This is a genomic window from Achromobacter semiaridum (genome assembly GCF_053543755.1).
In genome coordinates this window covers 105,764-128,262 of the sequence record NZ_JBLVOL010000137.1, presented here as the reverse complement: position 1 = coordinate 128,262, position 22,499 = coordinate 105,764, and the positions used below count along the sequence as shown (strand labels likewise).

The window sequence follows — 22,499 nt, the reverse complement described above, 5'->3', positions numbered from 1 at the left end:
AGTGGCTCGGGTTTGCTTGGGTGATGGGGTGAGATCAGAGGATGGAGCGGACCACGCCGCCGTCCACGCGCAGCGCCGCGCCGTTGGTGGCGCTGGCCTGCGTAGAGCACGCGTAGACGACCATGTTGGCTACTTCGTCCACGGTCGCCAGGCGGCGCAGCAGTGACGTGGGGCGGTGCTGGGCGATGAAGTCGCGTTCCATCTCGTCTTGCGACACGCCTTGTTCCTTGGCCATTTCAGCGAAGAAGTCAGACACGCCTTCCGAGCGCGTCGGGCCCGGCAGCACGGCGTTCACGGTGACGCCGGTGCCGGCGGTCAGTTCGGCCAGGCCACGGGAAACGGCCAGCATCGCCGTCTTGCTGACGCCGTAATGGATCATTTCCGCCGGAATCTGCACGGCCGATTCGCTGGAAATGAAGACGATGCGGCCCCAGTTGGCCGCGATCATGCGCGGCAGGTAGTAGCGTGATAGCCGGATGCCGCTCATGACGTTGGTGTCCAGCATGTGCTGCCAGTCGTCATCCGTGATTTCGGTGAACGACTTGGGGGCGAAGAAGCCGGCGTTGTTCACCAGGATGTCCACGTCGGGGTGCGCCGCCACGATGGACGCGGCGCCGTCGGCGGTGGCCAGGTCGGCCTGCACGGTCGTGACCTTGGCCGCGGGAAATTTCCGCGCAATCGCGGCAGCCGCCTGTGCCAGCTTGTCGGCGCTGCGGCCGTGCAGCACCACTTGGGCGCCGGCCTCGGCCAGGCCGAACGCAATCGCCAGGCCGATGCCACCGGATGATCCGGTCACCAGCGCCTTTTTGCCATTCAGTTCGATATTCATGTGTCAGCTCCAGAAAGATCAGGACGGGCTTGAAAACGAAACCATGATTACCCAGTTCGCAGGCATGAAAAACCGGCTAGCATCGCACTCAGTTTCAATAATTTTTTGAAAATGAGTCAACCATGGTGCGGTTTGAAGACTTGCGGATCTTCGTGGCCTCGGCCGATCACGGCAGCTTTTCCGGCGCCGCGCGCGAGCTGGACGTGTCTCCGGCCGTGGCCAGCGCGGCGCTGAAGCGGCTGGAGCAGACGTTGGACGCGCGCCTGTTCGTGCGGTCCACGCGCAGCCTGCGGCTGACGGCGGACGGCGAGCGTTATCTGGAATACGCACGCTCGGCCATCGCTACGCTGGAAGCGGGCAAGAACGCGATGGCGCGCGACAAGACGGCAATATCCGGCACGCTGTCTGTGTCGATCCCGTCCGACTTGGGTCGCCACGTGCTGCTGCCCTGGTTGGATGACTTCCAGAGCCAGCATCCCCGCGTGAGCTTTCAGGTGCGCATCAGCGACCGCCTGGCCGACCTGTACCGCCAGCCGGTGGACATCGCCATCCGCTACGGCAAGCCCGGCGATTCCGCCTTGGTGGCGCTGCCGCTGGCCGAACAGAACAGCCGCGTCGTCTGCGCCTCACCCGCGTATCTGGCGCGGCACGGCGTGCCGCAGAAACCGGAAGACCTGCGCAACCACAACTGCCTGTCGTTCGTGCTGGGCGAAACGCTGCACGACCGCTGGGCGTTCGACCACGAAGGCACGGCGCTGACGGTGCCGATCAAGGGCGACCGCGTGGGCGATGACGGCGACCTGGTGCGCCGCTGGGCGTTAGCGGGCAAGGGCGTGGCGTACAAATCGCGCTATGACGTGCTGCGCGATCTGCGCGCCGGACGCTTGGTGGCGCTGCTGCCGGACTACGCCACCGAACCCTCACCGCTGTACCTGCTGTGCGTGCACCGCATGTTGCTGTCCCCGGCGGTCAAGCGCTTGCGCGAATTCCTGCAAGAGCGCTTTCGGCAATTCGACGCGGGGCAGGGCGACGCGGGGTAGCTCGACGCGGGGTAGCCCGCCGTGGGGTAGTCCGACGTGGGCTGGACAACGCGGATTGCGGCGACAGAGCCCGCGGGTCTAATGCGCCGCGCGGTGGTGCGACCCCGATGCGGCCTTGTTTCTGGCCCGCGTCTGCGCCGCCTTCTTCGCGGCGGCGGAACGGCCGGCCGCGCCCTTTGTTGCCGCTGCCTTCTTCGCCGCTGCCGAGCGGTCAGCCGCCGTGCGGCGGCCCGCCGTCTTGCTGGCGTGGTGTGACAACGCCGAACGCGATGCGGGCTTGGTGCTTTCCTTCTTCAAGGCCTTGGTCGTTGCGCGGGAACGCGTGGACGACTTGGCATGCCCGTCGTGTGCGGCCTCGATATCCTTTTTGGCCCGATGCTTGGTGGCGGGGCTGGCCTTCTTCGACGGCGTGGCCTTCACGCCCGCGCGGCGCGCCTTGGACAGTCCGATGGCAATGGCTTGCTTGGTGGAACGTACGCCGTGCTTGCCTTCGCGCACGTGCTCGATTTCCTCGCGGACGAACTCTCCGGCCTGCGTGGATGCGGCCTTGCCTTCTCGCTTGTCTTGCTTCGCGCGTTCCAGGGTTTTCCGTTCAGGCATGGTGATCTCCTTGCTGGGTTGCGGGAGCGGGCTTCGTCGCCAGTCGAGACCACGCGACGGAACTCGTAACACCACGATAGCGCCACGGCGGTATCCTGTGTGTTCGAATGGATTGCCGGTCGTAAGCGCCGGAACACGGCCGACAGACCGTCGATTCACGACTCACCCCCTTAGCGGAGACGAGCTATGTCGAATCATGTCTACAAGCAAATCGAACTGGTGGGCTCTTCCACCACCTCAACCGATGACGCGATCGCCAAGGCGATCGAGCGCGCGTCCGAAACCCTACGCAATCTGGACTGGTTTGAAGTCACTGAAGTGCGCGGCCATATCAAGGACGGCAAGGTGGCCCATTGGCAGGTCGGTTTGAAAATCGGCATGCGTCTCGAAGGAGACGAGTAATCCGCGCGCTGGTCGTTCATTGACCAGCGCCTGCAAGTGCTTGTTGGATAAGGAGTTTTTGGGCTTGTTATCCGACTGTTCATAGGCTTGTCCACATTCCATGGGGACAAGCCTTTTCTTTTATCCCCAGGTTGGGCGGCGTCGTACGCGGGACGACCCACGTCGCGTCGGCCGGATCGTGCTTGGGCGTTTATTGCCCGCTGCTCTCAAGTGCTTGCCCTGTAAGCGTTTTTAGCGACTACCCGCATACTGTCCTCAGCCTTATCCACATTTGCCGGGGACAACTCGGTACCCGCTTAGTCACCATTGGGCCTTTATTGACCACCCGTTGCAGGTTATTGATATGCATGGGCTTTTCGTACCTGCCCTCAAACTGTCCTCATGCTTTTCCACAGAATGCTGGGACAAGACGCGCACCGTGCTCCCGCCTTGAGGACCGCTGTTCGGACATACAGCTTTTTCGGGGATAACTTCGCCCAAACTCATCCAAAAGGACGATTGCGCATTGTTTGATCAGCACGCGCAAGTGCTTGGCGGGGCAGGGGATTTTGACTGTGCCCCAATACTGTCCTCAGCCTTCTCCACAGATGGCGGGGATAAGTATTTATGGCGTCGAGGGCGCGGGCGTTGTTTCGTGTGGCAAACCCGCGGTCAAGCCGGGGCCGTCCGCGATTCCACGTCCATCGCAGGCGGCCATTCGACCTTCGGCGCCAGACGAAGCGCCAGGTTGTGGGACGGCACTTCGTTAGGGTCGTTGAATTCTCGTACGGGTGGCACGGCGTCGACCCCGTACTGCATGTAGGCGCGCACGTAATCCCAGGAACTGCCTTCGTCCTGGTAGACGCTTAAGGGAAACCGGTCGATGACTTGATTGGTGCCCGGCTTGACGACGGCCACGGATACGCCCCACGAAATCATCAAGCCGCCTTGCCCGGTGGCCCCCCGTTGCCGCCAGACTTCGGCACGCAGGTCGGCCCAATCGTAGGATTTCGTGGTGACCTGCCATTTCGCGAATGGATTCCACCAGACGTGTTCGAAGCTGTATACGTATACGGTTCGGCGTAAACGGTTAAAACGGACCGGCTCGTCGCGGGGGATGGCAGTGTCTATGCGTATGCAGAGGTATGCCATGGCCGCCATAAAGGGGTAAATAGCCAGCATCTCGGCCGTGGCTGCCAAGCCGAGCTCCCATTGGCTGCTTAGATCGCCAAAATTGAACACTAAGAACAGCAGGAAGACCAAAGGAAATAATGCCAAAAACAGCATTAGTCCGCGCATTTTCGTGGCACGACGAGACACTTCCAAGTACGTGTCGTTGAGCGCATTTAGCGTCGGTAAAGGGTCTGACCTTATCGCGGGTCGTTCACTATCGGTCGGCATCGCCAAATCGCGCTGCCATCCTCGTGTAGGGGCGTCCAATATGGATCTTTTATTTGTCATATCTCTTGGGATGTGTGCTCTGGATTGCCAACGGAGACAGTTTTGTATGTCAGAGCAACCGGCTAGCGCATCGCAGTTACCACCAGCTCTGCAAAAAGGTCGGTTTTCGTCTTGTCGGGCCAGTACATTGCGCGCACGGTTGCCGATTCAATGTCGCGTTCCAAAAAAGCAAGGGTGAGCGTGCCGGTGATCGTGGATTCCGCTTGAGTTGGCTTGCGCGTCGCGTTGGCGTCGACCGTGTAGCTCGCGGGTCGCCGGTCGTGCGACAAATGAGCCAATGGCGGAGCGTTGTGTTGGTCCACTACTGCAAAGTGTTGTCCCTTGTAGTCCTTTAGACTCACGTACATGGCATATGCACCTTGTTCGCTATCCCACTGTGGGAAATCGATGCGGTAGACGAATGCTTGAGACCAAATCGGCTCTACGCTTCGGATGTCGAGCGTCGGCTGAGGATTGCTGAGAAATTTTGCCGTTATGCCCATTCCGAGAATGGCTGCATTCAGCGCGCCAATGGCCGTTTCGCTATCCATGATGGCCGCGTTGGATTTGGCTATGGCATCTTCGAGATTTCGGTGCTTTGGTACATGCATGGCGGTCATTGCGCTGTTCCACCAAACCTGTGGTTTTTCGTTGTGTACGCCGAAATAGCAGCGCCTGCTCCATTGCTCTAATGGTGTGGCCTCAAGCTCCTTGGCGGTACTTGATGCGGCGTAAGCGACGAGGCCGAATACGATCGCTAAACCCAAAGGGCCCGTCAGCGAAGTCAATCCGAAGATAGCGGCTGCGCTCCCAGTCAAGCCGCTCGCTAGCGCAAGCCCTCCGGCCCATCCATGTCGCATTGCTGCGGGGGTGTCGCCCGCGCGGCCATTCCTATACGCGGCAAAGAAATACTGCACTCCTTCTACCACGCCCGACAGCGCGCTCGTGGCTCCGCCAAAACGAATCAGGCCCTTACTAAGCGTCAATGCTTTCACCGCGTGCGGCTTGGCGATAGCGGCTTTTTCCATTGCCTGCGTGACACCTCTGAATCCCACGCCGGCGGCTTCGATGCCGACACCGATAACGCCCATCGCGCTTGCGGCTACGCCCGCGAGGGCTTCTGGGTATCGGTCGCCCAGCCTGTGTTCAAGCTCTTGCAAACTGCGTGTTAGCCCGTCCTGTTGAAAGAACAACGCGCCCATGGACAACGCCACGTCCATGTTCGCCATCCCGCGTATTCCCACAAAAGCCGTATGTGCTCGTAGCTTTGCATCCGCAGCCGTGGTTCGTAGTCGCCCGACTATCGCGTGTGCCTTAGGTTCCAAACTTCCAAGGCCCACCACCACGCTGCGCCAGCCAGTGTCCATGGCGTCTGCGCCAGCGTCCGACACGGCAATTAGCTTTTCTTTCAACCCTTCGGCGGTATCCGCCACCCAGAACGTGGCTTTGAATATGTGGTTCTGAGCCGGGCCGGGCAAGGTCAGCATGCCGCTGAATATCAGCGCCCGGGCCTTCTTGCCGGTCTCCTTCGCGGCCTTGTCGTATTGCTGGCGAATTTGTTGAGTGAGTAATTCCCGATACTCGCCCAGTGTCAGTTCAATCTGAACCCGTAGTAGCTGGGTGCGCTCGTATAGCAGCAGGGCGGCTTGATGAACTGTCGTCGCGACGGGCAGAAGCCGTTCTTGCGCTCGCGCTTCCAGCACCGTCATCGCGTTAATCATCGCGCCTTGCAGTTGGCCCGCCGCGTCCCTTACGGTGCTGCGTAGATACATCTCACCTTCTTGCGAGGCCATCACGTCTTTGATGGCGGCATATAGCTTGCCGGAATCATTGGCCTTGAAGCCTTCCGTAAAAGTGGGACGCAGGCCTTCAAGCAGGCGGGCGTTCTTGGCTAGTAGCGCCTGGTACAGAATGCTGTCGGGGTTTTCCAGCAAGGCCTTCCACAGCTGCTGCGTGGGGCCAAGATCTCCGCCATCAACCGGGGCCGCTTCGCTGGGGCCGCCGTCCAGGCATGCCGCCACCATCTTGGTGTACGCCGCCGCCGAGTGCGGATCGGTAGCCGAGTAGTCGTACCGTGCGATGCGCAGCCAAGCCAGAGATTGCAGCCATGCGACATAGCGGGCCGCCATCGTATCTATCAATCCTTGCCGACGCTGCCATTCCTTATCGTGCATGTCCTGAAACTGCTTGCGACGCGGCTCGCTGTAGCGTTGTTCCAGGCGTTGGTGATAATCAGCCGTGATGCGCCTGGCCGCGATTTCCGTTTCGCGGGGGACATCCACCGGCGGTAAATGGGAACGCGTGCCCAGCACGGGATGGTCATTGTGTTGTCGGCGGTATTCGATCTGTTTTTCGACTTCCTGTACCGCTTGCGTGCGTGCCCAGGTCTTCTCCAATTCTCTGATCTGCACCAGCGCCGCCGATGTGAACAGTAGATACTGCCGTTCGGCATTGCCCGCCCACGCGAGCCGGTCGTTAATCAGCAAATGGCGTTGTTGATTGAATTCCAACACCACGCCCACCGGATCGGGCAACGCCAATACCGGCACACCTTGCGGCAGGCCTTGCGTCTTTGCGATGTCGTCGACGTAATCATTCAACGGCACAAACCTGGGGGTACGTGTACGCACGGCATGTCGGCTGCCGAAATCTTCCCCGTCGTAACGGTATTCCCACACGTGATCGATCAGAAACCCATCCGCGAATTTCAACCCGTGCAATACCGTTTGCGGCGTGTCACGCAACGCCGTCAGATCCACTTTCAAGAACCGCGCGGATGGCGCCGTCTGCGCCTTGTAGGCATCCAACACCGGCTCAGGCCACCGATCTTGCGAGAACGCGATCCACGCTTCCTTGTAGACCGCGGTGTCGACGTGTATGAACGAAGCGCGCACGTCGTGCCCTACACCCGTGCAAGCCTTGGACAACGGGCGGGGCGTGCCCTCGGGCATTCGGTACGGGTCATATTGGCGCATGTGCCCGTCGGCGGTGACTTGGTACGCGTGCCAGATTTCCTGATCCAGCAGCACATACACAAACCCTTCGCGCAGTACGCGATAGTTGCCCGGCTGCATATCGATGCGTACGCGGTCTTGTTCGGGATCGAAGGGGGACGGCCCCTGCGGCAATGCGGCCTCGCGCAGCAACAGGATCGGCATCCCGCTGCGCTCGCACGCGCGGCAAGTACCGACCGGCACCGCCATGGTTTCCAATACCGCCAGCCGCGCCTGATAGGCGAACGAACCCGCATGCGAACCCATGATGCAACTCCCCGTAAATGCCAACACGTCACGACCGCAATGCCGTCGGCATGCCGTCAAGCGTTCGGATCGGCGCGCGGCACGTTCGACAGGTACGCGCTCGCGCTGGTCCGATATCGGAGCAATGCAACATCCGTGCCATGAAACCGAATCTTGAAAATAGACGCGCGATATCAATGGCTTGCGGTGAAATTGGCGGACTTGTAGTGGCATGCGGTCGGTGCCATGCCCGGAAAACGCCCGTTTTTCACGAGAAATCGAGCCAGAGTTGACTCGATTAAAAATAACCTGCGTCTTATCAACGACTTATAGCGGGCCAGATTTGGCTCGATCGGGTCAAATCTGGCTCATCCAGTCATGCCCCAGCGCCAGTCCGACAAACGCGGCGCAAAAAAAAGCCCCCCGACGTGTCAGGGGGCTTGATCGCCCGGAGGTAGATCGGGCGATCGGCGCCGGTGGGCGTGGCCCTGCCGGCTGCGGCGGCAATCAGCTGTTCAGTTTCTTGACCCAGTCCACGTAGCGGTCGACCCAGCCTTGCAGGAACTTGCGGGTGCCTTCGTTGGTGATCGTGTATTGGTCGTCGATCAGGCCTTCGGAATATTGCAGGAACACTTCCGGGGTGGTCAGCGCGTTGGCGCCTTCGGCGGCCAGGATGTTGCGCAGGTGTTGCTGCATCATCGCGGTGCCGGCGGCGCTGGGCGATGCGCCGACGATGCCGACGGCCTTGCCGGGCCAGGAGTTCTGGCCCCAGGGGCGCGAACCCCAGTCAATGCCGTTCTTGATCGCGGCGGGCACCGAGCGGTTGTGTTCGGGAGACACGAAAAGAATGCCCTGCGCGTCGGCGATCTGCTGCTTGAGCTTGGCGGCGGGGGCGGGCAGATTGTTTTCGTTGTCCTGGTTGTACAGCGGGATGTCGCCCAGGCTGACGTAATCGAACTTGAAGTCCGCGGGAACCAGCTTTTCCAGCGCACGAGCCAATCGCAAATTGATCGAGGCGGCACGCAGGCTGCCGACGAAAACTGCAATTTTGTAGGTGCTCATGGGCAAATGCTCCAACGGGAAAGGGAAAAGCCAGTGTAGACCTGCTTGGCGACGCGCTCAATCATTGTCGCGTTATGTCTTAATGCGAGCGGTGCCGTCCTGCGGCAGAGCAGGCCAGCGGCTTGGCCGCGCGCGCCATGTCCGTGACAGCGCCGCGGCCGCGCGTCGCCCGTCAACGTGTCACACCATCAGGCTGACATGCGCCGACACCACGCGCCACCCCGCGGGCGTGCGCATCCAGGTCTGGCTTTGGCGGCCGATGCGGTCGCTGCCCTGGCGTTGAAATTCGATGTTGGTGGTGGCGAAGTCCGTGCCGTACGTGGTGATGGCGGTGCGCAGGACGCGCCGCGCCAGGCCTTGCGGCGAGCGCCCGGCGCGGAATTCGCGGATGGCCTCATAGCCATACAGATTTTCGCCGGCGCCGTAGCGCAACGTGTGCGGGCTGTTCCAGAACAGCGTGTCCAGCTCCTGAACGTCGTTGGTCACCAGCGCGGTTTCATAGCGCTCGAAGGCGGCCGTGACTTCGGCGACGACGTCGGGCAAATTGATGTCCATCTCTGTTTCTCCGCATGCACCGGCTTGGTGCGTTGAGTAGGGGTAATCACCAATATGGTGTGTGTTGCGGTGCGCAATTTTGGACGTGCAGCGCGTCGATGTCGTTCACGCCAGGGGAATGCTGCACCGCAAGGCTGGCACGGGGATTGCTAGGGTTAACACTGCATAACAAGCTACACCGTTGCCCAGGAGTTCCGTCATGTCCAGTTCCGCTGTTTCCGCCCCGGTCACCATGCTGGTCACGCGTCATATCGCACCCGAACGCTATAGCGATTTTCTGTCCTGGATGCGCCAGGGCGAAATCCTGGCGGCGGGGTTTCCCGGCTTTTTGGGATCGGGTGTGCTGCAACCGCCCGAAGGGGGCGACCAATACCAGATCGTGCTGCGCTTCACGGACGAGGCGAGCTTGTTGCGGTGGGAAAAATCCTTGCCGCGCCGCATGTGGCTGGAGCGCGGGGCGAACCTGGTGCGGGCCAGCCATGAACACCGCGTCAAGGGCACGGACGGCTGGTTTGCGCCGAAGGCTGCCAGCGCGCCGCCGCGCTGGAAGCAGGCGGTGAGCATCTGGCTGGCGTACTTCCCGGTGTTGTTGGTGTTCTCGATGCTGGTCAGCGAGCATCTGAGCGTGCTGCCCGTGTTCTGGCGCGTTTTGATCACAAGCGTGATATTGACGCCCATCATGGTGTTCATCTGCATTCCGGTAATTTCGCGGGTGCTGCAACGGTGGTTGCGGGCGGGATGATGCCGCACACCCGTCAGGCCGCCTTGGCGTGACGGGTGGAATACAAGCGGTGCAGGGTGATTTTGCGCACCGCGCTTTGGCTGTCGCTGATGTGCGCTTGCAGCAGCTGTGCGGCGGCAGCGCCGTCGCGGGCCAACACGGCGCGCAGGATGGCGCCATGTTCTTCGTAGGTGTTGTCGATACGGTCTTGCAGCGTGAAATCCAGCCGTCGCACGATGCGGATGCGCTCGGTGGCTGCGCGATGCACGCGTGCAATCTCCGGGTTGCCGGCGGCCGCCACCAAGTCGATATGAAAGCGTTCGTCCAGGTCGGCCAGCCATTCGCCATCGCTGGACCGATCACCGGGCGCGACCAGCCAGGTGTCGGCCAGTGATTGCAGCGCGCGCAGCGGATCGGGGCCTTGGCCTGGCACACACAGCGCATGGACGGCAGCGGTTTCCAGCACGCTGCGCAGTTCGTAGAAGTGGTCCAGCGTGTTGAAGTCCAGCGGCTTGACCAGCCAGCCGTTGCGTTGCCGGACTTCCAGATAGCCTTCGCGCTCCAGCCGGAACAGCGCTTCGCGCACCGGCGTGCGGCTTACTTGCAGCCGGTCCGCGATTTCGGTTTCGGTAAAGCGGTCGCCCGGCGCCAGCCGGAAATCAAGGATGTCCCGTTTTAATGCACCGTAGGCGGTGTCGGCCAGGGTGCGGGGCATGTCGATGGCGGCGAATGCGGATTCCATAACGGGCCTTGGATGTTGAGGGGTGTGGCGGTCGGACGGTGGCGGAAAGAGATAAAAAGAAAGCTCAGACCGGATGCACGCGCGCGGCGCCGGCCTGTTCCAGCGCGTAGGCGGCGGCCAGGCAATCAGCTTCGCGCCAGGGCGCGCCGATCAATTGCACGCCCAGTGGCAAGTGGCCGTCGTGTTCGGTCTCGGGCCACGTCGGCGCGGTGCAGACGGGCAGGCCGATACATGAGATGGGTTGCGTCAGCAGCCCCATGCTGGCTCGCGCGGGCAGTTCTTTACCGGCCAGCGTCAGCCAGTCGGTGCCTATCGGCGTGGCGGACACGGGCGTGGCGGGCGCGATCAGCACGTCGTACTGGTCGAACAGCGCCATGGCCTCGCGGTAGACGCGGTGGCGAATGCGTTGCGCCTGCTGCACCCAGGCGGCGGGCACCAGGCTGCCGGCGACCAGGCGGTCGCGCGAATAGGGTTCGTAGTAGTCGTAGTGCGTGACCAGCTTGCGCCGATGCAACGCGCCGCCTTCGGCCGCCGTGATGATGAAGGCGGCGGCGCGCGCTTGCGTGGCGCCGGGCATGTCGACGACGGCGGTGGCGTCCAGCGCGCGCGCGGCGATCTCGACGGCGCGGCGGGCTTGCGGGCCGGCCCAGTCGGCAAAGTAGCCGCCCAGCACGGCCACGCGCAATTTGCGCGCGCCAGAGGCTAGCGTGGGCAACACGGAGTCCACGGCATGTTGGGCGCAGGCAGCGTCGTCCGGGTCGGGGCCTTGCAACGCATCGTAGGCGGCGGCCAGGTCGCTGGCGCTGGCGGCGAAGGGGCCCAGGTGGTCCAGGCTGCCGACAAAGGGAAAAGACCCCGTGCGCGGCAGGCGGCCATAGGTCGGCTTCAAGCCGAAGACGCCGCACAGCGACGCCGGCACGCGGATGGACCCGTTGGTGTCCGAGCCCAGGGTCAACGGCACCAGCCCGCCCGCCACGGCGGCCGCGCTGCCGCCCGATGATCCGCCCGCGATACGGCTGGTGTCGTGCGGGTTGCGGCATGGGCCGTAGTGGGTGTTTTCGGTGGTGAAGCCGTAGGCGTGTTCGTCCATGTTCAGGGCGCCAATCAGCACGGCGCCGGCGTCCCGCATGCGCGCGACCAGACGCCCGTCTTGCGCGGCGGGCGGATTGGCGGCGTTGACGCGGCCGCCTGCCAAGGTCACTTCATCAGCAATGTCGAACAGGTTCTTGACGGCATAGGGCACGCCTGCCAATGGCGGCAGTGCCTCCCCACGCGCGCGGCGCGCATCGATGGCGGCGGCTTCCTGGCGGGCGCGCGCCTCGGTCACGGCGGTAAAGCAGTTGTACGCGGGGTCACGTTCGCGCACGCGGGCCAAGGTGGCGTCCAGCACGGCCAGCGCGCTGCGCTCGCCGCTGGCGACCTGGCGGGCGATGTCGATGGCGGGGCCGCTCACGGACGGAACACCGATGCGGATTCCAGTTCGACGGGCAGCGGCTCGTCGATGAAGCTGGCCGCAATGTCGTGGATGCGCGCGAACTGCTGCACGACTTCGGCCGTGGCCGCTTCGCGCAGGGCGTAGCCCGACAGCGCCAAGGCGCTGCGCACGTATTGATCGATGGTTTCCTGGGTCATGGCGGATTCTCCCGATAGACGCGTTGATTGCTTGCCTGAGACACCGAGTCGGTGGATTGCCTACCTGCGCACTTCGCGCTGGAAAATCTCCAGACTCAGTTTCTTCATTTGAATAAAGCTGGGCTCGGACAGTGTTTCCACCGTGCGTGGGCGGGCATCCGTGTAGTCCAGGATCTCGGCCACGCGGGTGGGGCGCTTGGTCAGCAGCAGCACCTGGTCGGCCAGGTACACGGCTTCTTCCAGATCGTGCGACACCAGCAACATGGTGGTGCCCGTTTGCAAAAACACCTCTTGCAGCTTTTCGCGGATGAACAGCGTCATCTCGAAGTCCAGCGCGGAGAAGGGTTCGTCCAGGAACAGCACCTCGGGTCCGGGCGCCAGCGCGCGCATGATGGAGGCCGTCTGCTGCTGCCCGCCACTGAGTTCATACGGATAGCGCTTCAGGTCGAACTTGACGTCGAACGAGGCGACCAGCTCTTCCACGCGCGCATCCACTTCGGCCTTGCTGCGGCCTTCCAGCCGCAGCGGGTAGGCAATGTTGTCAATCGTGCGCAGCCACGGGAACATGGCTTCGCGGTAGTTCTGGAACACATAGCCGATCTTGGTTTGCGCCAGGGATTTGCCGTCGAACAGGATCTCGCCGGCATCAATGGGAATAAGGCCCGCGATCATGTTGATCAGTGTGGACTTGCCGCAGCCGTTGGGGCCGAAGACGGAGACGATCTTGCCCTTGGGGATGTCCAGGTTGAAGTCTTCGTACAGCGGCCAGCCCGCGAAATACTTGGTCAGGCCACGAATGGTGATGTGCGTGCCCAGGGGGCCGGGCGCAAACGGCGCGGCGGCGGGGGCGGGGGCGATGATGGGGTTGATGACGGTGGACATTTATCGGCCGCTCCAATGGACCACGCGCTTTTCCAGCACAAGAAAAATAATGTTCAGCACATAGCCCAGCGCGCCGGCCGCCAGGATCGCCGCGTACATCTCGCGCACGTTCAGCACTTGCTGCGCGTTGATGATGCGATTGCCCAGGCCGCTGTCGGACCCAATGAACATTTCCGCCACGATCACGATCACCAGCGCCATCGATACGCCGCTGCGCAGGCCGACAAACGTGGGTTGCAGGCTTTCCCAGATCAGCACGTCCTTGAAGATCTGCCAGCGCGATGCGCCCATCACGCGGGCCGCCATCACACGCTGCTTGCGGGCATTGATGACGCCATAGGCGCTGTTGAACAGAATCACCAGCACGGCGGCAAACGCGGCGATGGCGATCTTGTTCATGTCGGTAACGCCAAAGATCATCAGGAACAGCGGGATCAGCGCGGACGACGGCGTCGACCGAAAGAAGTCCACCAGGAACTCCACGCTGCGATACGCCTTTTCATTGCTGCCCAGCAGCACGCCCAAAGGCACGCCGATGACGCCGGCGATCACGAAGGCTTGCAGCGTGCGGTTCAACGATGACAGGAAATCCCACAGCAGCGGCCCGCCGGCCAGGCCCTTGACCAGGGCCACGATGGTGGCGCTGGGCGTGGGCAGCAGCACGGGGCTGACCAGTTGCAGCCGCACCACCAGGTCCCAGATCACGAACAGAGCCAGGGGCCCGATCAGGGGCAGGAAGCGTGCGCCATTGAACTTGCGCGGTGGCTGCCTGGTGGGGGCGGAGGGGGCGGCCATGGCGGTCGGTGCCTTTGTCGCGGTCGTGGTCGCGCTTGCGGGCACGCTTGAGGTTGCGGAAGTCGCGGTCGTGGCTGTCATGGGTCAGCCCTTGTAAAGCATGGTCGACACGTCGACCTTTTGCGCGAAGATGCCCTTCTCGGTAAACAGGTCGAAGAACTTCTGGAAGTACTGGATGTCGCTGGGCGTGAACTCGTTGTAGAGCGTGTAGGCCGCCAATGGCACTTCTTCGGTCATGGGGCCTTCGATGGCGGTGTAGCCCTTCATGAAGGGGCGCGCCTCGGCCGGCTTGGTGCGGATCAGTTCGATGCCGCGCGCATAGGCCGCGATGAATTTCTTGCTTTCTTCCGGGTGCTTTTTCAGGAACGCGGTGGTCAGCGAGGCCGACCCGCCAAACCACGGCGCCATCGGATCGCCCAGCACGTACTTGGCGATCACGCCCGTTTCCAGCACGCGCGTGGTGCCGTTCAAGCGGCCCACCGTGCCCGTGGGTTCCAGCGTGTAGCACGCATCCAACTGGCCGGCGGCAACCGCGGCCACGTGCTGGCTGATCGCCAACTCGACCACGGTTGCTCCGGTTGCGCCGGCGCGCTCCAGTACTGCTTTGGCCAGCGTGGCGTTCTGGATGCCGGGTCCAGATCCGACCTTTTTCCCCTTGAGGTCTGCTATGGATTTGATGGGACTGTCTTTCGCGACGATGAACTCATCCAGCACGTTCTTGGCGTTGCTGGGATTGGACGCAAAAATCTTGAACAGGCCAGGCGAGGCGATCTCGCCGATGGCCAGGTTGGCCGAGCCCGTGCCGTTGGCGCTGCCGTCCGCGCGGCCGGCCAGCATGGCTTCCATGACCTGCTGCGCGCCCGCGAACTTCAGCGGTTCGACGTTCAGGCCCGCTTCCTTGAAATAGCCTTTTTCCACGGCCGCGTAGAACGGCAGGCCGGCCGCCACGGGCCAGAAGCCGATGCGGATCACCGGGCCCGATTGGGCGCGGACCAGCGCGGGCGCAGCCAGCGTCGCGGCGCCCAGGGCCGCGCCCTGGATCAGACGGCGGCGGGTGGCGTTGAAGGCGAAAGGCGCATTGCGGTTGATCATGAAGGCTCCTGGAGGGCTTGCAGTGAAAGGTGTTGCGACGCTTGCCTTGTAGACAAGCTTGCATACCAGTCATCAAGCAAAACCCGTGCCAGGTTTGCCAGGGTGGGGTTAGCCCTGGGAGACGCGTGCGGCGGCCTCGCGCTGGTGCCTCGGGTGAACCATTTTGGTGCATGACGCACCACTGAAGGGGACAGGTCGGACGTCGGGCGGGGCGTCAGCAGGCTTGCGGACTCGGCGGCGTCAGCCCACCAGGCGGTTGGCCAGGGGTTCAGCGCGCGCCCAACGGTGCAGGTTGTCGACGAACAGGCCGCGCACGCGCGCGCGATTGCCGTCCGAGAAGCCCGCGCTGTGCGGCGTCACGATGACGTTGTCCAACCCCCATAGCGGGGATGCCGGCGGCAGGGGCTCTTGCTGGAATACGTCCAGGAACGCGCCGCCCAGGCGGCCTGCCGACAAAGCGTCGATCAACGCGGCTTCGTCAATGACGTGGCCGCGCGCCACGTTGACGACCGACGCGTGCGTGGGCAAGGCGGCCAAAGCCTGCTGGTCGATCAGCCCACGCGTGGCCGGTGTCAGCGGGCAGGCAAGCAGCAGCCAGTCGGCCTGGGGCAGCAGGCTGCGCAGGTTGGCATAGGTAACGCTGTGGCGCGCTTGCGGCACGGGCGTGGCGGAATGGCGCACGACGGACAGCGTCAGGCCCAACGCGCCCAGCAGCGCGCCGATGCGTTGGCCGATGCCGCCCCAGCCGACGACCACCGCGTGTTGCCCGGCCAGATCGCGTGGCGTGCGTTCGCCCAACAGAGGCCGCCACGCGCGTTCGCGTTGGTCGGCGGCCAGCAGGGGCAGGCGGCGCGCCAGGGCCAGCACGCCACCGATCGCGGTTTGCGCAACCACCGCGTCGGTCGCGCCTTGTGACGTGGTGATGGCGACGCCGCGTGCGTGCAGTTGCTGATAGATGTCGCGGTCCGCGCCGGCCGAATGCACATGGACCCATTGCAGGTCAGGCGCGGACAACAGCGCGTCGTAGTAGCGCGCCGTGTCGGGCGTGATCTGGAACTTGGTGGACGCGCCCGTGATGTCGCGCGAAATGAACGCGACGCGCGCGTTGCACGGCTCGCCGGCTTGCGGGTGGCACAGCGCGATGCGCGGTGCGTCCCGGCTTGCCAGCGCCTGGCGCAGCGCGTCGGCCTCGGCGGGCGAACAAAGGATGCGGATCTCGTCTTGCGGCATGGATGGCTCGGGGGTGATCCAGAGGGCGGCGGCTTAGTTGGCGGCGGGTTGGAATTTGCGCACCAGCGCCGCCCACTTGTCGTGCTCCGCACGGATGAAGGTGGAAAACTGCGCGGGCGTGCCGCCTACGGGCTCGGCGCCTTCATGCAGCATCTGCGCCTTCAGCGAGGGCAGGGCGGCGTTGACTTCGCGGTTGATCACGGTAATGACCTCGGGCGGCGTGCCTTTCGGGCCGAAGAAGCCAAACCAAGATCCGGCGTCAAAGCCCGGATAACCGGACTCGGCAATGGTGGGCAATTCGGGCAGGGTTGCCGACCGTTGCAGCGTGCTGACGGCCAGCGGGCGCAGCTTGCCCGCGCGTATCTGCCCGATCACCGACGGAATCGTGGCGAACATGAAGTCGATGCGTCCGGCCAGCAAGTCGTTGACCGCGTCGGCCCCTTTGTACGGCACGTGCGTGGCTTGCACCCCCAACTGGTCCATCAACATGTAGCTGGACAGGTGCGACGACGTGCCCACGCCGGTGGAACTGTAGTTCAGGTGCTGCGCCTTTTTGACGTAAGCAAGAAAACTCTTGATGTCCTTGGCGGGCGATGACGGCGGCACGACCAGCACGTTCGGCACGGTGGCGATCTGCACCATAGGCACCAAGTCGGTCAACGGGTCGAACGACAGTTTGGCCAGCGATGCATTGACCGCGATGGGGCCGACGGAATTGACAATCAGCGTATGCCCGTCGGGCGCGGCGCGCACCACGAATTCCGTGCCGATGTTGCCGCCCGCGCCCGGTTTGTTTTCCACCACGAAAGGTTGGTCCAGCTTCTTGGACAGCGCGTTGGACATGCTGCGCGTCAGCGTGTCGGTGGTGCCGCCGGCAGTGAACGCCACGATCACCTTCACGGGCTTGTCGGGGTAGTCGGCGGCCATGGCGGCTGGGGCGGTACAGGCGCAGGCCGCCGCTGCGGCGGCGAGCAGGGCTCGGGCAGTGTTCATCGTTGTCTCCGTCCGTGGTTGTCGTTTGGATAAGTCGGCGCCGTGCCGCCACGTCGGCCGGCGCCTTTGGGATGCAGGACTCCAATACAGGAATCCAATGCAGGTATCCGTCGCCGGTCGGGGCGCCGGGGTCAATCCCGAAAGCCGGGGTCGATGCGGTCCAGTTTGCGCAGCAGGGCCGGCCATTCCATGACGCCGTAAGGGCGCCGCGTGCCGGGCTGATAGTTGTTCCAGGTTTCTTCCAGCACGGCGGGGCTGACCTGGCGCAGCGGCGAGCCCGTGGCCATGGCCGCCAATTGGGCACGGCAAGCCAGCTCCAGCCGGTGCATCCAGTTGAAGGCCTCGCCCACCGTGCGTCCCACCGTCAGCGCGCCATGGTTGCGCAGGATCAGCGCTTCGCCCTGGCCCAGGTCCTGCAACAGCGATTGCTGCTCGTGCAGGTCCAGCACCACGCCCTGGTAGTCGTGATAGCCGATCTTCAAAAAGCGCATGGCCGTCTGCGTCAGCGGCAGCAGCCCGCAGTCCAGCGAGGCCACGGCCATCGACGCCCAGCTGTGTGTGTGGATGACGCAGTCCACGTCATGGCGGGCGGCGTGCACCGCGCTGTGGATCACGTAGCCCGCCTTGTTGATGCCGTAGTTCATGTCGCCAAAGTCCGGCTTGGCCAGGATGGTGCCGTCCAGGTCCACCTTGATCAGGCTGGACGCCGTGATCTCTTCGTACATCATCCCGTAGGGGTTGATAAGGAACGCGTTGTCTTCGCCCGGCACGCGGGCCGAGATATGGTTGGCCATCATGTCGGCCATGCCGTAAAGCTCGACCAGCCGGTAACAGGCGGCCAGGTCGACACGGGCCTGCCATTCCTGGTCGGAACAGTGCGGCCGCATGGAGGCGATGGGAAGCGTGCCCGGGCGTCGGGAATCAGTGGTCATCAGCTTTGCAGGGGTCCGTTGCCGCGGCACCATGCCACGGCGTTCACGAATGCAATGTATGCGTGGGACCCGGCGCGGCCTAGCCCTGCGGCCGGCATGGGGGCATCACGAATCCAGAAGGGTGGCGCCCGGCCAGCCGCCGTGGCGTACTTGCGCGCGCATCACGTCCACCAGCACGACGCGCGCGGCCAGCGCGGCGGGCGACAGTTCTTCGTCGTTGATGCAGTAGACGGCGTTGCGGCGGTACAGGTACGGGTCGTCGATGGGGTGCATGTTCAACAGCCCGGCCTCGGCCCGCGCCACGGCGGCGCCCGGTTGGATGGTGGCGATGGGGTTGGCCTGCACCAGGTCCATCAGCGTGGTCAGCCCGTCCACTTCCACGGCCACCCAGGGCTCGATGCCTACCCGTTCGAAGGCGGCTTCGACCCAGGCGCGCAGGCCATGGGCCTTGCTGGTCACGGCCAGCGGCAGGCCGGCCAGCTGGTCGATGGTGGCGGGTTCGCCGTCGGGCAGGGCAAACACGCCACGCGGGGCCAGCAGGAACAATTTTTCGTCCAGCACCGGGATCGCGCTGCGGCCCTGGCTGCTGTCATTCTGGAACAGCACCGCCAGGTCCAGCCGCCGGTTGTTGAGCTGCTCGCCCAGGTTGCCCGACAGGCCCTCGACCAGATGCAGCCGCACGTTGGGGTAGCGTTCGACCATGGCTGCGTAGAACGGCCGCGCCAGCATGGACGCCGTGGTGGGCGCAAAGCCCACGCTGACCATGCCCGACAGGCGCGCCTCGCGCGCGGCCGCCACGGCGTGTTCCGCATGCCGCAACGTCAGCCGCGCTTGCCGCAGGAACGCGGTGCCGGCGGCGGTGGGCACCACGCCGGTATGCGTGCGCATCAGCAAGCGCGTCGCCAATTCGCTTTCCAGGCGGCTGATCTGCTGGCTTAGCGCCGAGGCCACCACGCCCAGATCGCGCGCCGCGCGGCCGATGCTGCCCAGTTCGGCAACGCGCACGAAGTAGCGGAGTTGACGCAGTTCCATGGTCTTCAAAACGGGGACGGTAATAGCGCGATAGTAGCGGCCCGCCTGATAGGCGCGCGCTTTTTTTAAGCGGATTCCGTTCAAAAAAATGTCAGGTATCTGACTTGGCGCTGAACATCAAACGAAAATTGTTTACACTCGCATCCACAAAATTGAAGTCGGAACGGCCCGCCGCGGGGGCGGACACCGTTCGAGTCACGGGAGAAAGTCGATGCGCAAGTTGTTGTTGGGTGCGGTGTTGGCCGCAGCGGTATTCGGGGGGACGGCCCATGCGGCCGCGGAACCGCGTGCTGTCGTCGCCACCTATTCGGATCTGGCGCTGGCGGGCTATGAAGATTCGCTGACCGCCGCCAAGACGCTGCGCTCCGCCATCAACGCGCTGATCGCCAAGCCCGGCCCCGACACGCTGAAGGCTGCGCGCGAAGCGTGGCTGGCCGCGCGCGTGCCGTACCAGCAGACCGAGGCGTATCGGTTTGGCAACCCCATCGTTGACGACTGGGAAGGCCGCGTGAACGCCTGGCCGCTGGACGAAGGCCTGATCGACTATGTGGATGCCTCGTACGGCACCGACAACGACGAAAACGCCTACTACGCCGTCAACGTCATCGCCAACTCAAAGATCTCGGTGGGCGGCAAAACGGTGGACGTCAGCAAGATCACGCCTCAACTGCTGTCTGAAGTGCTGCACGAAGCCGACGGCAACGAAGCCAACGTGGCCACCGGCTATCACGCCATTGAATTTCTGCTGTGGGGCCAGGACCTGAACGGCACCGGCCCGGCGCCGGCAGACCGCAAGGGCACGCCGCAAGAACGCCATTCCGGCAACCGCCCGCATACCGACTTCGACACCAAGCAATGCACGGGCGGCCACTGCGAACGCCGCGTGCAATTCCTGAAGGCCGTGACGGACCTGCTGGTAACGGACCTGGAAGAAATGGTCGGCAACTGGAAGAAGGACGGCGCCGCGCGCAAGGCCGTCGAAGAAGACCCCAAGGCGGGCTTGATCGCCATGCTGACGGGTTTGGGCAGCTTGTCGTACGGCGAACTGGCCGGCGAACGCATGAAGCTGGGCCTGATGCTGCATGACCCCGAAGAAGAGCACGATTGCTTCTCGGACAACACCCACAATTCGCATTACTACGACCAGATCGGCATTCGTAACGTCTACCTGGGCACCTACACCCGCATCGACGGCAAGCAGGTCACGGGCGCCAGCCTGTCTGAATTGGTCAAGGCGCGCGACCCCAAGCTAGACGCCGAAGTGCGCGCCAAGCTGGACGCCACCGTGGCCGCCATGCAAGCCATGAAGACGCGCGCCGAAACGGTTGAAACCTACGACCAGATGATTGCGGACGGCAATAAGGAAGGCAACGCCGTGGTGCAGGCCGCCATCGACCGCCTGGTCGACCAGACCCGCAGCCTGGAACGCGTGATTACTTTGCTTGAACTGGGCAAGGTTGCCATCGAAGGTTCCGACAGCCTGGATAAACCCGACGCCGTATTCAAGTGAAACTCGCTCTAGCCGCCGTACTGGCGGCGTCGGCCTGCGCCGGCGCCGCCGTTGCCACTGAAGTCCCTGCCGGGCGTGACGACTTAACGCCCGAAGACCAAAAACGCGTCACCGCCATCACCGCGCCCACGCGCGATTTCTCCAAGGTCGAAACCTTCGAGACCATGCAGGCCGGGGCGGCCACCACCAACAAACTGATCAACGCCGACATTTTTTCCCAGCCCTCGGCCAACATGAGCTTCGAGGGCCGCCAGGAATTCCAGGTGGGCAACGGCCTGTTCCGCAAGGACTGGGTGTCGGCGCCGGCATCGACGCAGGCCTCCGACGGCCTGGGGCCGCTGTTCAACGCGCGCTCGTGCCAGGCCTGTCACACGAAAGACGGGCGCGGCACCGTGCCGGGCTTTGATCCCTTGGAACGCACCGACGCCGTGGCGCTATTGTTGCGCCTGGCCGTGCCGCGCGGCCCGGACCGTGGCCATCCGAAGCTGGCGCCCGGCGAATTGGCCGAGCTGCCCGAACCCGTTTACGGCGTGCAATTGCAGAACTTCGCGGTGGCGGGCCTGCCGGCCGAAGGCCGCATGGAAATCGAATACGAGCCCATCGCGGTGGCGCTGAACGGCGGCGAGACCGCCACGTTGATGAAGCCCACGTATCGCATCGAGAACCCGGGTTATGGCCCCCTGCGCGCCGACACGCAGATTTCGCCCCGCCTGGCGCCGCCCATGATCGGGTTGGGCCTGCTGGAATCCATACACGAAGCCGACATCCTGGCCAACGTGGGCGCGGACAAGCGCGACGGCATCGTCGGCAAGCCGAATTGGGTGACCGACGCGCGCACCGGCAAGCGTGTGCTGGGCCGCTTCAATCTAAAGGCCGGCCAGCCCACCGTTGAACAGCAGAGCGCTGCCGCGTTTTCCAACGACATGGGCCTGTCCACGCCACTGTTCCCCAAGCATTCGGGCGATTGCACGCCCGCGCAGAAGCAGTGCCTGGACATGCCGCACGGCGCGCAGCCGCGCTTTGGTCCGGAAGAAGTGCCGGCCAAGCTGATGGACTTCGTGACGATCTATTCCACCAACTTGGCGGTGCCGCAGCGCCGCGACGCCGACGACGCGCGCGTGCTGGCCGGCAAGAAGCTGTTCTACGAAGCCAACTGCGTGGCGTGTCACGTGCCCAAGTATGTGACCAGCCGCAATGCCAAGCAGCCGGAACACCGGTTCCAACTGATCTGGCCGTATACCGACATGCTGGTGCACGACATGGGCGACGATCTGGCCGACGGCGTGTCCGACGGCCAGGCCACCGGCCGCGAGTGGCGCACGCCGCCGCTGTGGGGCATCGGCCTGACCAAGACTGTGAACCCCACGGCGACGTGGCTGCACGACGGGCGCGCCCGGACGCTGCTGGAAGCAGTGCTGTGGCATGGCGGCGCGGGCAAACCCGCGCGCGATCGCGTCGTGGCGATGACGCCGGACGAACGCTCTGATCTGATTCGTTTCCTGGAGTCGTTGTAATGAGATCCATGACGCAAGCGGGCGGTAAGGCTGCGCAGGGCGGGGCGTTCGCGTGGAACGGTCCGCTGATGAAGGTCATCCCGCTGAAGGGGTCCGCGCTGGGCACTTTCGAGCTGACGGCGACCGCGTTGCATGCCGCCGCACCGAAGGTCACTGCGTTGAAGTCCTTTGCATTGAAATGTTCGGCATTGAAGGCCACCCTGGCTGCGGCGATGCTGGCCGTGCCGCTGGCCGCGCAGGCGCAATTACCCGCCGATCTGGGCGAGCGGCTGGCGCGC

General features: G+C 63.8%; 22 protein-coding genes. 6 read left to right on the top strand and 16 right to left on the bottom strand.

What is annotated here, in order from left to right; genetic code table 11:
• Positions 1 to 34: 34 nt before the first annotated feature.
• Positions 35 to 829: an SDR family NAD(P)-dependent oxidoreductase gene (locus ACNPP0_RS29010; RefSeq protein ID WP_448707823.1), complete on the bottom strand. Its 795-nt coding sequence runs from the start codon at positions 827 to 829 to the stop codon at positions 35 to 37.
• A gap of 122 nt (positions 830 to 951) precedes the next feature.
• Here ACNPP0_RS29010 and ACNPP0_RS29005 point away from each other — a divergent pair, with 122 nt between their 5' ends.
• Complete coding sequence (locus ACNPP0_RS29005; protein WP_448707822.1) at positions 952 to 1,869, top strand: LysR family transcriptional regulator; 918 nt, start codon at positions 952 to 954, stop codon at positions 1,867 to 1,869.
• Positions 1,870 to 1,947: 78 nt separating this feature from the next.
• On the opposite strand, the gene ACNPP0_RS29000 is transcribed toward ACNPP0_RS29005, so the two are convergent.
• Positions 1,948 to 2,469: a DUF6496 domain-containing protein gene (locus tag ACNPP0_RS29000; RefSeq protein WP_332611857.1), complete on the bottom strand. Its 522-nt coding sequence runs from the start codon at positions 2,467 to 2,469 to the stop codon at positions 1,948 to 1,950.
• A 186-nt stretch (positions 2,470 to 2,655) separates the two neighbouring features.
• On the opposite strand from ACNPP0_RS29000, the gene ACNPP0_RS28995 reads away from it, so the two are divergent.
• The gene (locus tag ACNPP0_RS28995) at positions 2,656 to 2,871 is read left to right on the top strand and encodes a dodecin (RefSeq protein ID WP_050449258.1); all 216 of its coding nucleotides are present in this window, start codon (positions 2,656 to 2,658) and stop codon (positions 2,869 to 2,871) included.
• Positions 2,872 to 3,522: 651 nt separating this feature from the next.
• Here the strand turns inward: ACNPP0_RS28995 and ACNPP0_RS28990 are convergent.
• The 4 genes from ACNPP0_RS28990 to hpxZ all read right to left on the bottom strand — a co-directional run bounded on the left by ACNPP0_RS28990 (position 3,523) and on the right by hpxZ (position 9,146).
• Entirely contained in the window at positions 3,523 to 4,170 is a 648-nt protein-coding gene (locus ACNPP0_RS28990) for a DUF6708 domain-containing protein (RefSeq protein ID WP_448707906.1), read from the bottom strand.
• Between the two features lie 203 nt (positions 4,171 to 4,373).
• Positions 4,374 to 7,550 (bottom strand): T6SS effector BTH_I2691 family protein, encoded by a 3,177-nt coding sequence (locus tag ACNPP0_RS28985; protein WP_448707821.1) that lies wholly within the window; start codon positions 7,548 to 7,550, stop codon positions 4,374 to 4,376.
• Between the two features lie 486 nt (positions 7,551 to 8,036).
• Positions 8,037 to 8,591 (bottom strand): NADPH-dependent FMN reductase, encoded by a 555-nt coding sequence (locus ACNPP0_RS28980; protein ID WP_332611862.1) that lies wholly within the window; start codon positions 8,589 to 8,591, stop codon positions 8,037 to 8,039.
• A gap of 180 nt (positions 8,592 to 8,771) precedes the next feature.
• Positions 8,772 to 9,146 carry an oxalurate catabolism protein HpxZ gene (hpxZ, locus tag ACNPP0_RS28975; protein WP_332611863.1) on the bottom strand — a complete coding sequence of 125 codons (375 nt, stop codon included), beginning with the start codon at positions 9,144 to 9,146 and terminating at the stop codon, positions 8,772 to 8,774.
• Between the two features lie 199 nt (positions 9,147 to 9,345).
• On the opposite strand from hpxZ, the gene ACNPP0_RS28970 reads away from it, so the two are divergent.
• Complete coding sequence (locus ACNPP0_RS28970) at positions 9,346 to 9,888, top strand: antibiotic biosynthesis monooxygenase (RefSeq protein ID WP_332611864.1); 543 nt, start codon at positions 9,346 to 9,348, stop codon at positions 9,886 to 9,888.
• 13 nt (positions 9,889 to 9,901) lie between these two features.
• Here ACNPP0_RS28970 and ACNPP0_RS28965 read toward each other — a convergent pair whose 3' ends face one another.
• From ACNPP0_RS28965 to ACNPP0_RS28920, 10 genes are all read right to left on the bottom strand, one after another.
• A complete protein-coding gene (locus ACNPP0_RS28965) occupies positions 9,902 to 10,609 on the bottom strand; it encodes a GntR family transcriptional regulator (RefSeq protein WP_332611865.1) in 708 nt (235 codons plus the stop codon).
• A 64-nt stretch (positions 10,610 to 10,673) separates the two neighbouring features.
• Positions 10,674 to 12,062: an AtzE family amidohydrolase gene (locus tag ACNPP0_RS28960; protein WP_448707820.1), complete on the bottom strand. Its 1,389-nt coding sequence runs from the start codon at positions 12,060 to 12,062 to the stop codon at positions 10,674 to 10,676.
• Positions 12,059 to 12,241, bottom strand: coding sequence for a DUF4089 domain-containing protein (locus tag ACNPP0_RS28955; RefSeq protein WP_332611867.1), 183 nt, complete (start codon positions 12,239 to 12,241; stop codon positions 12,059 to 12,061). The genes ACNPP0_RS28960 and ACNPP0_RS28955 overlap by 4 nt, the downstream gene beginning before the upstream one ends.
• A gap of 60 nt (positions 12,242 to 12,301) precedes the next feature.
• Positions 12,302 to 13,123 carry an ABC transporter ATP-binding protein gene (locus tag ACNPP0_RS28950; protein ID WP_332611868.1) on the bottom strand — a complete coding sequence of 274 codons (822 nt, stop codon included), beginning with the start codon at positions 13,121 to 13,123 and terminating at the stop codon, positions 12,302 to 12,304.
• Positions 13,124 to 13,918 (bottom strand): ABC transporter permease, encoded by a 795-nt coding sequence (locus tag ACNPP0_RS28945; RefSeq protein WP_448707819.1) that lies wholly within the window; start codon positions 13,916 to 13,918, stop codon positions 13,124 to 13,126.
• A gap of 84 nt (positions 13,919 to 14,002) precedes the next feature.
• On the bottom strand, positions 14,003 to 15,010 hold the full coding sequence (locus tag ACNPP0_RS28940) for an ABC transporter substrate-binding protein (protein ID WP_046804176.1): 1,008 nt from the start codon (positions 15,008 to 15,010) through the stop codon (positions 14,003 to 14,005).
• Between the two features lie 240 nt (positions 15,011 to 15,250).
• On the bottom strand, positions 15,251 to 16,240 hold the full coding sequence (locus tag ACNPP0_RS28935) for an NAD(P)-dependent oxidoreductase (RefSeq protein WP_448707818.1): 990 nt from the start codon (positions 16,238 to 16,240) through the stop codon (positions 15,251 to 15,253).
• A gap of 33 nt (positions 16,241 to 16,273) precedes the next feature.
• Complete coding sequence (locus ACNPP0_RS28930; RefSeq protein ID WP_332611871.1) at positions 16,274 to 17,233, bottom strand: Bug family tripartite tricarboxylate transporter substrate binding protein; 960 nt, start codon at positions 17,231 to 17,233, stop codon at positions 16,274 to 16,276.
• Positions 17,234 to 17,364: 131 nt separating this feature from the next.
• Positions 17,365 to 18,165, bottom strand: coding sequence for a class II aldolase/adducin family protein (locus ACNPP0_RS28925; protein WP_332611872.1), 801 nt, complete (start codon positions 18,163 to 18,165; stop codon positions 17,365 to 17,367).
• Between the two features lie 105 nt (positions 18,166 to 18,270).
• The gene (locus ACNPP0_RS28920) at positions 18,271 to 19,197 is read right to left on the bottom strand and encodes a LysR family transcriptional regulator (protein ID WP_448707817.1); all 927 of its coding nucleotides are present in this window, start codon (positions 19,195 to 19,197) and stop codon (positions 18,271 to 18,273) included.
• 211 nt (positions 19,198 to 19,408) lie between these two features.
• Between ACNPP0_RS28920 and ACNPP0_RS28915 the strand changes: the two genes are divergently transcribed.
• The 3 genes from ACNPP0_RS28915 to ACNPP0_RS28905 all read left to right on the top strand — a co-directional run.
• Complete coding sequence (locus ACNPP0_RS28915; protein ID WP_448707816.1) at positions 19,409 to 20,707, top strand: imelysin family protein; 1,299 nt, start codon at positions 19,409 to 19,411, stop codon at positions 20,705 to 20,707.
• A complete protein-coding gene (locus ACNPP0_RS28910) occupies positions 20,704 to 22,221 on the top strand; it encodes a di-heme oxidoreductase family protein (RefSeq protein WP_448707815.1) in 1,518 nt (505 codons plus the stop codon). The genes ACNPP0_RS28915 and ACNPP0_RS28910 overlap by 4 nt, the downstream gene beginning before the upstream one ends.
• Positions 22,221 to 22,499 (top strand): hypothetical protein (locus ACNPP0_RS28905; protein WP_448707814.1); only part of this gene is annotated, 279 nt, incomplete at its 3' end. The genes ACNPP0_RS28910 and ACNPP0_RS28905, both read left to right, overlap by 1 nt.

Excerpts from the sequence above, each read along its gene's own strand:
- ACNPP0_RS28920 (WP_448707817.1), bottom strand. The coding sequence starts at position 19,197 with ATGGAACTGCGTCAACTCCGCTACTTCGTGCGCGTTGCCGAACTGGGC.
- ACNPP0_RS29005 (WP_448707822.1), top strand. The coding sequence starts at position 952 with ATGGTGCGGTTTGAAGACTTGCGGATCTTCGTGGCCTCGGCCGATCAC.
- ACNPP0_RS28985 (WP_448707821.1), bottom strand. The coding sequence starts at position 7,550 with ATGGGTTCGCATGCGGGTTCGTTCGCCTATCAGGCGCGGCTGGCGGTA.
- ACNPP0_RS28955 (WP_332611867.1), bottom strand. The coding sequence starts at position 12,241 with ATGACCCAGGAAACCATCGATCAATACGTGCGCAGCGCCTTGGCGCTG.
- ACNPP0_RS28935 (WP_448707818.1), bottom strand. The coding sequence starts at position 16,240 with ATGCCGCAAGACGAGATCCGCATCCTTTGTTCGCCCGCCGAGGCCGAC.
- ACNPP0_RS28970 (WP_332611864.1), top strand. The coding sequence starts at position 9,346 with ATGTCCAGTTCCGCTGTTTCCGCCCCGGTCACCATGCTGGTCACGCGT.
- ACNPP0_RS28930 (WP_332611871.1), bottom strand. The coding sequence starts at position 17,233 with ATGAACACTGCCCGAGCCCTGCTCGCCGCCGCAGCGGCGGCCTGCGCC.
- ACNPP0_RS29010 (WP_448707823.1), bottom strand. The coding sequence starts at position 829 with ATGAATATCGAACTGAATGGCAAAAAGGCGCTGGTGACCGGATCATCC.
- ACNPP0_RS28995 (WP_050449258.1), top strand. The coding sequence starts at position 2,656 with ATGTCGAATCATGTCTACAAGCAAATCGAACTGGTGGGCTCTTCCACC.
- ACNPP0_RS28945 (WP_448707819.1), bottom strand. The coding sequence starts at position 13,918 with ATGGCCGCCCCCTCCGCCCCCACCAGGCAGCCACCGCGCAAGTTCAAT.
- ACNPP0_RS28965 (WP_332611865.1), bottom strand. The coding sequence starts at position 10,609 with ATGGAATCCGCATTCGCCGCCATCGACATGCCCCGCACCCTGGCCGAC.
- ACNPP0_RS28915 (WP_448707816.1), top strand. The coding sequence starts at position 19,409 with ATGCGCAAGTTGTTGTTGGGTGCGGTGTTGGCCGCAGCGGTATTCGGG.
- ACNPP0_RS28950 (WP_332611868.1), bottom strand. The coding sequence starts at position 13,123 with ATGTCCACCGTCATCAACCCCATCATCGCCCCCGCCCCCGCCGCCGCG.
- ACNPP0_RS28980 (WP_332611862.1), bottom strand. The coding sequence starts at position 8,591 with ATGAGCACCTACAAAATTGCAGTTTTCGTCGGCAGCCTGCGTGCCGCC.
- ACNPP0_RS29000 (WP_332611857.1), bottom strand. The coding sequence starts at position 2,469 with ATGCCTGAACGGAAAACCCTGGAACGCGCGAAGCAAGACAAGCGAGAA.
- hpxZ (WP_332611863.1), bottom strand. The coding sequence starts at position 9,146 with ATGGACATCAATTTGCCCGACGTCGTCGCCGAAGTCACGGCCGCCTTC.
- ACNPP0_RS28940 (WP_046804176.1), bottom strand. The coding sequence starts at position 15,010 with ATGATCAACCGCAATGCGCCTTTCGCCTTCAACGCCACCCGCCGCCGT.
- ACNPP0_RS28925 (WP_332611872.1), bottom strand. The coding sequence starts at position 18,165 with ATGACCACTGATTCCCGACGCCCGGGCACGCTTCCCATCGCCTCCATG.